Origin of the sequence: Flavobacterium sp. DSR3-2, from assembly GCF_049896525.1 — a bacterium.
GTDB lineage: Bacteria > Bacteroidota > Bacteroidia > Flavobacteriales > Flavobacteriaceae > Flavobacterium.
The window spans coordinates 570,347-584,817 of the sequence record NZ_JAFCUM010000001.1 but is presented as its reverse complement, the minus strand read 5'-3'; the positions used below and the strand labels follow the sequence as shown (position 1 = coordinate 584,817).

The window sequence follows — 14,471 nt, the reverse complement described above, 5'->3', positions numbered from 1 at the left end:
ACTAACTGTTTTATTTTCAGATATTAAAAAATAAATTAATGTTAAATCTATTTCGTTTTGATAAAAAAAATTGAATTAAATGTAAATCAGAATCCAATTTAAAAATGTCTTATTCCCCACCCAACATCTCCATCAATTCCAATGCTGTTCTAGTATTTTTCACATTGTCAAAAGTCAACAAAAGTCTTAATCCAGCTGGCGTTTGCTTCTCTTTCATTTTACAAATAGCACTGTGTTTTTGCACAAACTGTAACACATCCTGAAAACGTTTAGATTGATAATAATCGGATTGTTGATCTGAAATAAAATAACCAATCATTTTGCCTTGTTTCATTACTAATTTTTCGATTCCAATGCGGGTTGCAATCCATTTGATGCGTATACTATTCATTAACGCTTTGGCACGCGGCGGCATTGGACCAAAACGGTCTATTAATTTATTTTGGAAAATGATCAATTCCTCTTCATTTTTTACTGCGCCTAATTCATTATACAAACTCAATCGTTCCGATACATTGTTGATATATTCATCCGAAAACAACAACTCAAAATCAGTGTCGATTTGCAGGTCTTTTACATATTCTTTGGTTTCCAAATTGTTTTCCTCTGGATACAAATCCTTGAATTCATTTTCTTTCAATTCATCGATGGCTTCGTTCATGATTTTTTGGTACGTATCAAAACCGATTTCGTTAATGAAACCACTTTGCTCTCCTCCCAATAAATCTCCGGCACCACGAATCTCTAAATCCTTCATCGCAATATTAAATCCACTTCCCAATTCACTGAATTGTTCCAAAGCCTGAATTCGTTTTCTGGCATCATCCGTCATCGCAGAGTATGGCGGACAAATAAAATAACAAAACGCTTTCTTATTACTACGTCCTACCCGACCGCGCATTTGATGCAAATCTGACAATCCGAAATTATTCGCATTATTTATGAAAATCGTGTTGGCATTGGGAACATCCAAACCGCTTTCGATAATGGTCGTTGCCACCAAAACATCAAATTCGCCATTCATGAAAGCCAACATCAATTCCTCGAGTTTTCTCCCTTCCATCTGGCCGTGACCAATTCCAACTCTGGCATTTGGCACCAAACGCTGAATCATTCCTGCAACTTCTTTGATGTTTTCTATTCTGTTATTGATGAAAAATACCTGTCCGTTGCGTTGAATTTCATACGAAATCGCATCTCGAATCAATTCTTCACTAAAACCGACTACATTCGTTTCTATAGGATATCTGTTAGGTGGAGGAGTTGTAATTACCGATAAATCACGCGCAGCCATCAACGAAAACTGTAACGTTCGTGGTATTGGAGTTGCGGTCAAAGTCAGCGTGTCGACATTTGCAGCTATGGTTTTGAGTTTGTCTTTTACGTTGACCCCAAATTTTTGTTCCTCATCCACAATCAACAATCCCAAATCTTTGAAAACTACATTTTTGTTAACCAATTGGTGTGTTCCAATGACAATATCGAGTTTTCCTTCGGCCAATTGTTTTAAAGTTTCCGCTTTTTGTTTGGCCGTTCTAAAACGGTTCAAATAACCAACAGAAACTGGCATATCTTTCAATCGTTCTGTAAAAGTTCTGTAGTGCTGGTATGCCAAAATAGTTGTAGGAACAAGAATTGCCACTTGTTTGCTATTATCGACTGCTTTGAAAGCCGCACGAATGGCAACTTCGGTTTTTCCAAAACCTACATCACCACAAACTAAGCGATCCATCGGACGGTCGCTTTCCATATCGGCTTTAACTTCTGCCGTAGATTTGGTTTGGTCCGGTGTATCTTCATAGATAAACGAGCTTTCCAGTTCGTTTTGTAAATAACTGTCGGGTGCAAACTGAAATCCTTTTTCGAGCCTTCTTTTGGCATACAACTGAATCAAATTGAATGCAATATGTTTGACTCTTGCTTTGGTTTTTTGTTTTAAAATCTTCCAGGCATTCGAACCCAATTTATAAATTTTGGGTGGCGTTCCGTCTTTTCCGTTGTATTTTGAAATCTTGTGCAGCGAGTGAATACTCACATAAACAATATCATTATCGGCATACACGAGCTTGATGGCTTCTTGCGTTTTGCCTTCAACCTGTATTTTTTGCAAACCTCCAAAACGTCCAATTCCGTGATCGATGTGCGTCACATAATCACCAACCGAAAGTGTCGTAAGTTCTTTTAAAGTAATATTCTGTTTTTTTGAATAGCCATTTTTGATGCTGAATTTATGGTAGCGTTCAAAAATTTGATGGTCGGTGTAACAGGTTATTTGATTTTCTTCGTCAATAAATCCTTGGTACAAAGGCAAAACAATCGTGTTGTATTGCTTTCGGATATTCTCAGAATTGGCCTCATCCAAAGTTTCGAAAATATCATGAAATCGTTTCGCTTGGGCGTCATTTGAACAAAACAAATAATTTTTGTAACCGTTAAAATGATTTTCATTCAAATTATTTAGCAACAAATCAAACTGTTTATTGAATGATGGTTGCGGCTGAATGTGAAATTCAAATTTTTTGGTGGTTCTAAAAATAGCTTTCGAACTCAATTCCACAATCGAGAAATCCAACGCTCTTTTTATAAATTCCGCTTGATTTAAAAATAGTTGTTCCGGTGAAGATCGTTTTATTTCCTGCGACAATTTTGCAAAAGCTTCTTCGGCTTTGCCAAATTGTTTATCCAATTGTGATAAAAAATCTTCGGTATTCTGAATGAAAATTACCGTTTTCTCCGAAATATAATCCAAGAAACTTTCTCTGTTTTCCTGAAAAACTTTGTTTTCCACATTTGGGATTATAGTAATCTTTTTTTGTGTTACGATTGACAATTGCGTCGCTTCATCGAAGGTACGAATGCTCTCCACTTCGTCTCCAAAAAACTCAATTCGGTACGGATTATCATTCGAAAAAGAAAACACATCGACAATTCCTCCACGAACTGAAAATTCTCCGGGTTCCGTAATGAAATCGACTCTTTTAAATTCGTATTCGAACAAAACTTCGTTGATAAAATCAATTGAAATTTTGTCACCAACGGCAACTTTCAACGTGTTTTTATCCAATTCCTTGCGGGTTACCACTTTCTCAAATAATGCTTCAGGATAAGTGACAATAACGGCCGGTTTTTTGCGGGAATTGATTCTGTTAAGAACTTCGGCGCGAAGCAAAACATTTGCATTATCGGTTTCTTCAATTTGGTATGGACGACGATACGAACCGGGATAAAAGAGCACATCTTGTTCGCCAATCATTTGTTCCAAATCGTTCAAATAGTATGCGGCTTCTTCTTTATTATTGAAAACAATTAAAAAAGGAAGCTCCGATTGTTTAAAAACAGAACGAATTACAAACGAAACTGCAGAACCCAAAAGTCCCGACAGCTGCATTTTTACTTGATGATTTTCCAATAAACGAGCAACTATTTGCTGTGTTTTTGGCGCATTATCATAGGTGTTATATAAGACTTTTTTACTCAACGCGTGGGATATTTGGATCTATAACTGGTGTGTTGGGAATGGCTCTTGCCGTGTCCATCATTCTCCTTAATTCAGATTCACCTTCCTCAATAGGGATTTTACTTTTTTCCACAATTTTGTCCATTTGTCTTTGAAGTGAAACCAATTCCAAGTTGATTTCTGAAACTAATAAGGTGACTTTTTTATCCGGAATGTTATCCAAATGAATGAATAAATCCAATAATCTAACTTTAGTAATCAAAGTCGAGATTCTGCTTTTTATTTGAGGTTTGTTGTATTCATAAGGAATATTATCGTTTAAAGCCATCGCTTTTTTAGAAAGCGCTTTCGATTTTTGTTGAAAAGCTCCAATAGTTTTTTTAGGCTTTTGCGCTAATTCAGCCAAAAATATACGCCATTCGTTCCACGATGCGATGCTTTTTTCAGCAGCCTCCGTTACTGGCGTGTCATACAAAACCCAACCTTTCTGTATGTTTTTAAATATAACTTCTCTTTTTTGAATTTCTTTCTTATTTTCTACCAAGCGTTTTTCATTGTCATTTTTACAGGACAATAAAAGAAAAATCAGCGAAAAGAAAACAGCAAAATTGTATTTCATTTTTAATTTCATTAAAGCACAAAGTTACAAAGTAAATTTACAATAATGAATTCCTGTATTGGAATAACAATCTAATATTACTACACTGATTTTTATGTTTAAAAACATCAAAAATTAGGAAATTAAGTGTTTTTTTAAACACTATTTTAAGATTTTTATAATGATTTTCATCAAAGTCATATTATTTGCGAAAACGTTATCTTTGTTTTTCAAAACAGACAAAAATGAGTACAAAAATATTGATTATTGGCGCTTGTGGCCAAATAGGAACGGAGCTTACCCAAAAACTACGAAAAATATATGGAACAGAAAATGTAATTGCTTCGGATATCCGAAAGCTAAATATTGATGTCGTGAATTCCGGTCCATTTGAAGTCGTGAACGCCTTAGATTTCAATCAAATTGAACATTTAGTGGAATTGCACCAAATTGACGAGGTGTATTTGATGGCCGCATTATTATCTGCAACAGCAGAGAAAAACCCAGCTTTTGCTTGGGATTTAAATATGAATTCGTTGTTTCATGTTTTGAATTTGGCGAAAGCCGGAAAAATAAAAAAAATATTCTGGCCTTCGAGTATTGCGGTTTTTGGACCAACAACTCCTAAAGAAAATACGCCACAATATACGATAATGGAACCTTCAACGGTGTATGGAATCAGCAAACAAGCCGGAGAAAGATGGTGTGAATATTACCATAATATTTTTGGTGTAGATGTGAGAAGCATTCGTTATCCGGGTCTAATTAGCTGGTCATCGCCTCCTGGTGGCGGAACTACGGATTATGCGGTAGACATTTTTCACAAAGCACTTTCTGATAAAACTTACGAATGTTTTTTATCCTCAGAAACTAAAATGCCGATGATGTACATGGACGATGCGATTGCGGCGACCATTCAAATTATGCAAGCGCCGGCAGAGCAAATAAAAATTCATTCTTCGTATAATTTGGCTGCAATGAGCTTTACGCCGACGGAGATTGCTGCCGAAATCAAGAAACACATTCCTGAATTTACAGTTACTTATGAACCGGACTTCCGTCAAAAAATAGCCGACAGCTGGCCAGCAAGTATTGATGACGCTGAAGCTAGAAAGGATTGGGGATGGAAACATGAATTTGATTTGGAAAGCATGACTAAAGATATGCTGGAAAATTTGAGTTCGGAAAAAGCATAATACTTTTATTTATATAAAGTTCGGGTTTTAAAAAATCAAGGTGAAAATCTAGTTTTTTGAAACCCGATTTTTTTGAAATTATGTTTTATTTTAAGTATCATATTAAAAAGATATTTTCTTTAAATTTGATAAAAACGGCAGCGCCATGAAACTTACATCAAGCGAGCCTTTTTTTTTGGTGAAAAATGGAATAGCCAACTCCTATCCGTCAATAAGAGAAAATCTTGACACAGAAATTCTAATCGTAGGCGGTGGAATAACGGGCAGCCTTATCGCCCATCAATGTATGGAAGAAGGTTACAAAACCGTACTGATCGACCGAAGAGAAATTGGTCATGGAAGTACATCGGCTACGACATCCATATTACAATATGAGATTGACGTTCCTTTGCACCAACTCATTGATTTAATTGGTGAAAAAGCTGCCGTTGACAGTTATTGGGCGTGTTATAAATCGATTGATGATTTGAAAAAAATAGTGCGACAGGTAAAATATGATTGTGGATTCAAGAAAAAAGAATCGCTCTATTTTGCCGCTGTAAAGAAAGATGTTGGCTGGTTAAAAAAAGAATTCGAAGCTCGAAAAAAAATTGGAATGCCCGTAAAATGGCTCGAAGCCGATGAAATTTATAAAAAGTTTCACAACAAACATTCGTATGGTGGAATCTTTTCGGAACAAGGCGGCAGTATAGGTGCTTTCCAATTAGCCCACGATATTCTGGCGTACAATCATGAAAAAGGATTGAAAATCTTTGATAAAACGGATATCAAAAAAGTCACTTACAAACAAAATGGCGTGAGCGTTCAAACAGAAAATGGCACTACCATTACCGCTAAAAAAATAATTTACTGCAACGGTTTTGAAAGTACCGAAATCATTAAGGACAAGTTTATAAATTACTTTCTACTTATGCAATAGTGGGAGAAAGGTTTGAAGACGACCAATCACATATTAACGACACTCTTTTTTGGAATACCGCGGAACCCTACATTTACATGCAAACCACCGATGATTACCGATTACTTATTGGTGGAGAGGATGAGGATTTTGTAAATGCCGAAAAAAGAGAATCCTTAATCAACGACAAATCCGGTAAATTGACTAAATATCTGAAGAAAATTTTACCCGATTACGATTTTAGAATGGATTTTGTTTAGGCGAATACCTTTGGCGAAACTAAAGACGACTTACCATCTATTGGCAAACATCCTAATTTCAGAAGTGCTTATTTTGTTTTGGGTTTTGGCGGAAACGGTATCACATTTTCAGTTATTGGAATGGAGCTCGTTTCTAAAATGTTAAAAAATAAGAAACATCCTTTGGCAGAATATTTTAAATTCAGAAGGTGATTTAGAATAGTAACACCTGACTAGATTGCATAAAAAAAGCCCTTTTCAGGGCATTTAAATGTTACTTTAATTCGTAAGTATTGTTTTCTTTCTTGATGTCAGCCATTAAGCTGCTCGGATCGATGGTAATTTTCTTGATGGCGCTTTTAGGTTTCGCAATCATGAATTCCATTGTAGGATACGCCCAAGCCCAATCACCAAGAACCGTTCTTTTTATAGCAGGATTTGGATTTTCTTTTTCGAAACTCATCATACGCAACGGAATGTAAAAACTCTCCATTGTTCCATCTGTATATTCCACTAACAAATCAATTGGCATTGGCATTCTGCCTATTCTTTCTAATGTAACAATCGTTTTTTCACCAATGTCTCTCGGTTCTCTGATACCGTAATCAATAGTATTGGTGGTTTGTGTCCAATCCGTCAAGTACCAATCCAGATTTGCTCCTGTAATTCTTTCGGCAGATCTTTTGATATCGTTTGGCGTAGGATGTTTGAATTTAAAATCGCTGTAATACTTTTTTAAGGTTTTCATCAGATTCTCTTTCCCTATCAAATACATTAATTGTGTCAAGAAAAGTTCTCCTTTGCTATACGAAGTGATGCTATACACTCTGTTTTCGTCAAAACGATCTGCATGTGTAGTTTGTGGCAATTCTTTCCCAGAATTTACCATTGAAAAATATCCAGCATACGCTCCTGTGAATGGGTTTTCTACTTTTTTATCTGCAATTTCATTCATTCCTAAATCTTCCAGAAATGAAGTAAAACCTTCGTCCATCCATCCGTGTTTTGATTCATTGGAAGCCAATACATGCTGGAACCAAGAGTGTGCCATTTCGTGAGCGGTTACTCCTAATAATCCTTCAAAACTTCCTTGTCCTAAAATTAGCGTACACATCGCATATTCCATTCCGCCATCGCCACCTTGAATGACAGAATATTGTTTGTACGGATAATCTCCAATTGTTTTGTTGTAAAACGCCATTAACTGCACTGTTTTTGGCTGTAAATTTTTCCAGTTTTGGATATATTTTGGATTGTTTTTATACAAGAAATGCAAGTCGACATTGTTCGGACCTTTCACTACGTCGTGAATATACTCTTTGTCAGCTGCCCAAGTAAAATCATGAACCATTGGTGCATTAAAGTGCCATGTCAACGTTTTAATTCCCTTTGGAAGGGTCACAACAACGCCCGGATCTTGATATCCATGTCCAATTGTATTTTTGTTTTGCAAATAACCCGTACCACCTAAAACGTATGCGGCATCGATAGTAATATTCACGTCAAAATTTCCCCACACACCATGAAATTCTCTGGCGATATATGGATCTGCATGCCAACCTTCAAAATCGAATTCGGCAATTTTTGGGTACCATTGTGCCATTGACAATTCTACTCCTTCAGCATTATTTCTTCCGGAACGACGAATTTGAATTGGAACCTGTCCATCAAAATCTAATTTAAAAGTGGTTTTAGAATTGGGAAGTATTGGCTTAACCAAAGTAACTTCGAGAATTGTTCCAACAGCTTTAAAAGCAGCATTAACTCCGTCTTGTGTGAAATTAGTGATATTCAAATACCCCGTTTCATTAGGTTTTAAATTTTTGATTCGGCTTTCTTTCACTTCATTAATCCCCGCATTTATTTTGTTAACCATTCTGGCATCAGGGTCCTTTATACTTTGAATTCTGGCATCCATTTCGCTTCCTGGCTGGAAAGCATTATTATAAAGGTGATAATATACTTTTCTCAAAGTATCAGGAGAATTATTGGTATAAACCAATTCCTGCTTTCCTTTGTACTCATAAGTCTTAACATCCATGGTAACATCCATTTTGTAGTCAACATGCTGCTGCCAATAAGAAGAGCTTTGAGCAAACAGATTTGCAAAACTTAAAGTAAAAAAAGATAATAAAAGTAGTTTTTTCATATAGGATAAAAATAAAAATGGAAGAACAAAGTGCTCTTCCATTGATGAATATTTGAATTGTTATTTTTTAGATATTTTTTCAGCCATCAGTAAAGCGTTGTATGCATTTACTATTTTTCCTGATTTAGACAGTGCAGTAAAAGAACGTACGTCAGTAGCTTTTCCACCTACGATGACATCAGTTGAAATAGCAACCCCTGAATCCATCAAGATATGTTTTACCTGTTGAGCAGATAATTTTGGATAGTACGAACGAATTAATGCGGCAACTCCGGCAACGTTTGGCGAGGCCATTGAAGTTCCTTGCAAATATTTATACGTATTATTTGGAGTTGTAGCATAGATTTTCACTCCGGGAGCAAAAACGTCTACATTTATTTTTCCGATATTAGAAAAACGAGCCACAACTTTATTTCCATACTCAAAATTCAAAGCACCAATTGTGATTAAATTATCTGCAAACTCTGTTACTTTATCTTCTGAATCATTAGGGAAATTTTCAGCAAAGTCAATATCTTTTGCATCGTTACCGGCTGCGTGAACAATCAATACATCTTTTTTCTCAGCATATTTTATCGCATCATAAACCCATTTTTTGTGTGGAGAAAAACTTTTTCCAAAACTTCCGTTAATGACTTTCGCACCATTATCTACTGCATAGCGAATTCCTAATGCAATATCTTTATCATACTCATCACCGTCGGGCACTGCACGAACCGTGAGGATTTGAACATTATTTGCAATCCCATCGCCTCCTAATACGTTATTTCTGGTTTGTGCAACAATTCCGGCAACGTGAGTTCCATGAAGAATTTCATTTTTGTCTGGTCCCATCACATTATTGTTTCCATACTTGGTATCGGTAATATCGTTTGGATTATCTCCTACCACTTTACGGTAATCGGTTTTAAGATGATCGCCGTTGATAAGTGCAACCTGCTCTTCTAATTGTTTTTGAACAGCAATTTTCAACTCTGATATTGGCAATCCATAAGAAAGCATTTGTTGCATTGCCGCTTTACTTTTTTGTGTTGACGGTTCTTGTGAAACAATTGCATTTACCTCTTCAATTGTATAAACTGGTTTGCCAAAATGTTTAACTAACACAGCATCACCAGCAGCGATAGTCTCTAACATTTGCTGTGAACGTGTTTTTCCAGCAGCAGCATCAGCCACTTTTTTATCATTTAATGCTTTTGCCGCTTGGTACGTAGCGTCATCAACCAAGGTTTTATCTTTGATAATTCTTTCGTATTCCAAATTCTCTTTGGTACTATTTCCAAGAAAATTCCATCCATGGATATCATCAATGTATCCGTTTTTGTCATCGTCAATTCCGTTTCCGGCAATCTCTTTTGTATTGGTCCAAAGTACAGATTTCAAATCTTCATGTTCGATATCCACACCAGAATCTACAATTCCAACAATTACTGGCACGCCTTTTTTACCTTTTAATAATTCGGCGTAAGCCTTATCAACACTCATTCCAGGAATGGTGTCAGTTACAATATCTAAATGACTCCAACGTTTTAGGTCGTTTTCAGTTATGGCTGCCTTTTTTGTAATGTTTAAAGGAGCGCTTATGGCAACTAAATCAGAATTATTAGTATTTGAAACTTGTTTTGAAGCGCCACATCCTACTAATGTTAAAAAAGCAAAAGCAGAAATGTAAATGGGTTTAATGGTATTCATTTCGAATTTTTTATTTAGTTTTTGAAATATTTGTCTAAAATAATTTTTTTTGTTACAAATGAAACTGTCCTTAACACTATGTTAAGACTTCATCGCATTTATAAACTTCTTTGAGCCGTATGCCTTTCTCAGTTTTTTGCACGGTTATGATTTCATTGTCCGCATCGTGTTCCAAAAACAAATAATAATTATTATCCGCGGCGGCATTTAGAAACTTCGCTTTTTCGGGCATAGTCAATAAAGGTCTGGTATCATAACCCATCACGTAAGGAATGGGAACGTGTCCGGCTGTTGCCAATAAATCAGCGCAAAAAACAATCGTTTTATCCTGATATTTAATGTGCGGAATCATTTGCTTTTCAGTATGTCCATCAGCAAAGAAGATGCCAAAACCCAATTCTGATTTTTCTAAAAAATCTCCTTCCGGTTTCTGGATGAAATTCAGCTGACCGCTTTCCTGTATCGGCAAAATATTTTCAGACAAGAAAGATGCTTTTTCCCGAGGATTTGGTTTTGTAGCCCATTCCCAATGATTTTCGTTAGACCAGAATTTAGCATTTTTAAAAGCAAGTTCGTATCCTGTTTTGTCAGCGTTCCATTGTACGCTACCACCACAATGGTCAAAATGCAAATGCGTCATAAAAACATCAGTGACATCATCCCGATGAAAACCATATTTGGCCAACGATTTGTCCATCGAATGGGTTCCCCAAAGCGAATAATAACCAAAAAATTTCTCGGACTGCTTGTTTCCCATTCCGGTATCAATCAGAATCAATTGGTTGCCATCTTCAATTAATAAACAGCGTGCCGCAATATCAATTAAATTGTTTTCATCAGCCGGATTGGTTTTGTTCCAAATCGTTTTTGGTACCACGCCGAACATTGCGCCGCCATCCAATTTAAAATTGCCTGTTTCTATAGGATATAGTTTCATTTTTTTGTAGGTTTTGATAGGTTTCAAAGTTAGGAAATTCAAATGCTTTTTGATGTTTCAAATAGCTTTTTTCTATTTTAACATTGGTTATAAAAATGTTATCAGCTATGGAAAAAGCATTTTATACACTATCTTTGTCATTAATTTAGACAAAATCAATATAAGCTATGATAAAAGTTTCTGACACAGCAAGAAAAAAAATCATCGATTTAATGAAAGATGATGGTTTTGACGCTACAAACGACTATGTAAGAGTGGGCGTAAAAAGCGGCGGATGTTCTGGATTATCTTATGATTTAAAATTTGATAAAACAAAAAGCGACGACGACAAAATTTTTGTTGACAATGATATCACTATCGCTGTAGAAAAAAAATCTTTTTTGTACTTAGCCGGAACAATTTTAGAATTCTCAGGAGGAATAAATGGTAAAGGGTTTATTTTCAATAACCCAAACGCCAATAGAACCTGTGGTTGCGGAGAATCATTTTCACTTTAGTCAATTGTTTAAAGTCATAAAGTCGAAAGACTGGTAATGATTTTAAAACTTTAGACTTTAAAACTTTAAGACAATAAATTATGTCAAAATATACGGAAGACGACTTAAAAATCGAACTCGAAACTAAAGAATATGAATACGGATTTTACACCGAATTGGAATCAGAAACGTTTCCTATAGGTTTAAATGAAGATATCGTTCGCGCTATTTCGCACAAAAAAGGAGAACCTCAATGGATGACCGATTGGCGTCTGGAGGCTTATCGTGCCTGGGAGCAAATGACTGAGCCGGAATGGGCAAATGTGCATTATATTAAACCTGATTTTCAGGCCATTTCCTATTATTCAGCTCCAAAAGCGGTAGATCCTAGTAAAACATTGGACGATGTAGATCCTGAACTTTTAGAAATGTACAAAAAGTTGGGCATCTCCGTCGATGAACAAAAAATGATGAACAACGTAGCGATGGATATTGTTGTAGATTCTGTTTCAGTAGCAACCACTTTCAAGAAAACATTAGGTGAAAAAGGCATAATCTTTATGAGTATTTCTGAAGCCATCAAAGAGCATCCAGAATTAGTTCGTAAATATTTAGGGACAGTTGTACCGCAAAAAGACAACTTTTATGCAGCTTTGAATTCGGCAGTTTTCTCTGACGGATCTTTCTGTTATATTCCAAAAGGCGTTCGTTGTCCAATGGAACTTTCTACTTATTTTAGAATCAATCAAGCAGGTACAGGGCAATTCGAAAGAACTTTATTAGTTGCCGATGAAGGTAGTTATGTTTCTTACTTAGAAGGTTGTACAGCTCCAAGTCGTGATGAAAATCAATTGCACGCCGCAGTAGTAGAATTAATCGCTTTGGACGATGCTGAAATAAAATATTCAACCGTACAAAACTGGTATCCAGGAAATAAAGAAGGAAAAGGCGGAGTTTTCAATTTTGTAACCAAAAGAGGAATTTGCGAGAAAAACGCGAAAATTTCTTGGACACAAGTAGAAACCGGTTCCGCTATAACGTGGAAATATCCTTCCGTTATTTTAAAAGGAGACAATTCAACAGGAGAATTTTATTCGATTGCTGTAACCAACAATTTCCAACAAGCGGATACTGGAACAAAAATGATCCATTTAGGTAAAAATACTAAATCGACCATTATTTCTAAGGGAATTTCTGCAGGAAAATCACAAAACAGTTACAGAGGTTTGGTCCGCATTTCACCAAACGCAGAGAACGCCAGAAATTTTTCACAATGCGATTCCTTATTAATGGGAAACAATTGTGGCGCGCATACGTTTCCTTACATCGAAAGCAAAAATCCATCAGCAAAAATTGAACATGAGGCTACGACAAGTAAAATTGGCGAAGACCAAGTTTTCTATTGCAACCAACGTGGAATTCCAACCGAAAAAGCAATTGCGTTGATCGTAAACGGTTTTAGTAAAGACGTATTGAATAAATTACCAATGGAATTTGCCGTTGAAGCACAAAAATTATTAGAAATTTCGTTAGAAGGTTCCGTAGGTTAATCTTTTAAACTTAAATAGTTATGGACATTATTTTAAAAAATGTAAAGAAAAAAGATTTTCCAGTTTTAAAATCATTGGCAAAATCACTTGGATTTGAAATTATAAAAGAAGAAAAACCATATAACCCTGAGTTTGTAAAAGAAATTTTGGAAGCAGAACAAAGTATTAAAGACGAGAAAGGGATAAAAATGACGGTGGAAGAAATACGTGCTTTACGCAAATAGTATTTACGACTAAAGCTAGGAAATATTTAGATTTTTGGATTAAATCTGGAAATAAAAACATTCTAAATAAAATTACAGATTTAATAGAAGACATTTAACTACATCCTTTTGAAGGAATCGGAAAGCCGGAACAATTGAAATACCAGCTTTCTAGAAAATAGTCAAGAAGAATAAATCAAGAACATCGCATTATATATAAAGTTACCGAAGAAAATACAATTGAAATATTAGACATTTTATCACTAAAAGGTCATTACGAATAAACAAAGACAATATGTTAAGTATAAAAAATTTACATGCCTCTATTGGGGATAAAGAAATATTAAAAGGGATTAACCTTGAGGTAAAAGCAGGAGAAATTCACGCGATAATGGGACCAAACGGCGCCGGAAAAAGTACGTTAGCGTCCATCATTGCAGGAAACGAAAACTACGAAGTAACCGCAGGTGAAATCTCTTTAGACGGAGAAGACCTTTCGGAATTGGCACCAGAAGAAAGAGCGCACAAAGGAGTTTTCCTTTCGTTTCAATATCCAGTGGAGATTCCAGGAGTTTCAGTGACGAACTTTATCAGAACTGCCATTAATGAAACCCGTAAAGCAAATGGTCAGGAAGAAATGCCGGCAAACGAAATGCTAAAAGTGATTCGTGAGAAATCAGAATTATTAGAAATCGACCGTAAGTTTTTGTCTCGTTCTCTAAACGAAGGTTTTTCTGGCGGAGAAAAAAAACGTAACGAGATTTTTCAAATGGCGATGCTAGAACCAAAATTGGCTATTCTTGATGAAACCGATTCTGGACTTGATATTGATGCTTTACGAATTGTGGCTAATGGGGTTAACAAACTAAAAAGCGACAAAAATGCAATCGTAGTTATAACACACTACCAAAGATTATTAGACTATATCGTTCCTGATTTTGTTCACGTGTTATACAACGGAAAAATTGTAAAATCTGGTGGAAAAGAATTAGCGCATGAATTGGAAGAAAAAGGATACGACTGGATTAAACAAGAACAAGAAGCGTAAAAATTTGTTTGAAGTTTAAAGTTTAAAG

General features: G+C 35.7%; 12 protein-coding genes. 7 read left to right on the top strand and 5 right to left on the bottom strand.

Annotated features, from left to right (window positions below):
• Window positions 1–109 precede the first annotated feature (109 nt).
• Both mfd and ACP7AV_RS02585 read right to left on the bottom strand, forming a co-directional pair.
• Window positions 110–3,478: a transcription-repair coupling factor gene (mfd, locus tag ACP7AV_RS02590; protein ID WP_426090642.1), complete on the bottom strand. Its 3,369-nt coding sequence runs from the start codon at window positions 3,476–3,478 to the stop codon at window positions 110–112.
• Complete coding sequence (locus tag ACP7AV_RS02585; protein ID WP_426090641.1) at window positions 3,471–4,076, bottom strand: hypothetical protein; 606 nt, start codon at window positions 4,074–4,076, stop codon at window positions 3,471–3,473. Before ACP7AV_RS02585 ends, mfd begins: the two co-directional genes overlap by 8 nt.
• A 224-nt stretch (window positions 4,077–4,300) precedes the next feature.
• On the opposite strand from ACP7AV_RS02585, the gene ACP7AV_RS02580 reads away from it, so the two are divergent.
• The 3 genes from ACP7AV_RS02580 to ACP7AV_RS02570 all read left to right on the top strand — a co-directional run bounded on the left by ACP7AV_RS02580 (window position 4,301) and on the right by ACP7AV_RS02570 (window position 6,409).
• Window positions 4,301–5,251: an L-threonine 3-dehydrogenase gene (locus ACP7AV_RS02580; RefSeq protein WP_426090640.1), complete on the top strand. Its 951-nt coding sequence runs from the start codon at window positions 4,301–4,303 to the stop codon at window positions 5,249–5,251.
• Between the two features lie 145 nt (window positions 5,252–5,396).
• A complete protein-coding gene (locus ACP7AV_RS02575; protein ID WP_426090639.1) occupies window positions 5,397–6,170 on the top strand; it encodes an NAD(P)/FAD-dependent oxidoreductase in 774 nt (257 codons plus the stop codon).
• Entirely contained in the window at window positions 6,170–6,409 is a 240-nt protein-coding gene (locus ACP7AV_RS02570) for a hypothetical protein (protein WP_426090638.1), read from the top strand. The genes ACP7AV_RS02575 and ACP7AV_RS02570 overlap by 1 nt, the downstream gene beginning before the upstream one ends.
• A 253-nt stretch (window positions 6,410–6,662) precedes the next feature.
• Here ACP7AV_RS02570 and ACP7AV_RS02565 read toward each other — a convergent pair whose 3' ends face one another.
• The 3 genes from ACP7AV_RS02565 to ACP7AV_RS02555 all read right to left on the bottom strand — a co-directional run bounded on the left by ACP7AV_RS02565 (window position 6,663) and on the right by ACP7AV_RS02555 (window position 11,166).
• Complete coding sequence (locus tag ACP7AV_RS02565) at window positions 6,663–8,537, bottom strand: M1 family metallopeptidase (protein ID WP_426090637.1); 1,875 nt, start codon at window positions 8,535–8,537, stop codon at window positions 6,663–6,665.
• A gap of 60 nt (window positions 8,538–8,597) precedes the next feature.
• Window positions 8,598–10,229: a S8 family peptidase gene (locus tag ACP7AV_RS02560; RefSeq protein ID WP_426090636.1), complete on the bottom strand. Its 1,632-nt coding sequence runs from the start codon at window positions 10,227–10,229 to the stop codon at window positions 8,598–8,600.
• A gap of 76 nt (window positions 10,230–10,305) precedes the next feature.
• Window positions 10,306–11,166 (bottom strand): MBL fold metallo-hydrolase, encoded by an 861-nt coding sequence (locus ACP7AV_RS02555; RefSeq protein ID WP_426090635.1) that lies wholly within the window; start codon window positions 11,164–11,166, stop codon window positions 10,306–10,308.
• A 167-nt stretch (window positions 11,167–11,333) separates the two neighbouring features.
• On the opposite strand from ACP7AV_RS02555, the gene ACP7AV_RS02550 reads away from it, so the two are divergent.
• The 4 genes from ACP7AV_RS02550 to sufC all read left to right on the top strand — a co-directional run bounded on the left by ACP7AV_RS02550 (window position 11,334) and on the right by sufC (window position 14,443).
• A complete protein-coding gene (locus tag ACP7AV_RS02550; protein ID WP_426062387.1) occupies window positions 11,334–11,663 on the top strand; it encodes a HesB/IscA family protein in 330 nt (109 codons plus the stop codon).
• Between the two features lie 80 nt (window positions 11,664–11,743).
• On the top strand, window positions 11,744–13,192 hold the full coding sequence (gene sufB, locus ACP7AV_RS02545) for a Fe-S cluster assembly protein SufB (RefSeq protein ID WP_426090634.1): 1,449 nt from the start codon (window positions 11,744–11,746) through the stop codon (window positions 13,190–13,192).
• Between the two features lie 20 nt (window positions 13,193–13,212).
• Window positions 13,213–13,416, top strand: coding sequence for a DUF2683 family protein (locus ACP7AV_RS02540; RefSeq protein WP_426090633.1), 204 nt, complete (start codon window positions 13,213–13,215; stop codon window positions 13,414–13,416).
• A gap of 274 nt (window positions 13,417–13,690) precedes the next feature.
• Complete coding sequence (sufC, locus tag ACP7AV_RS02535) at window positions 13,691–14,443, top strand: Fe-S cluster assembly ATPase SufC (RefSeq protein WP_426090632.1); 753 nt, start codon at window positions 13,691–13,693, stop codon at window positions 14,441–14,443.
• The last annotated feature ends 28 nt before the right edge of the window (window positions 14,444–14,471 follow it).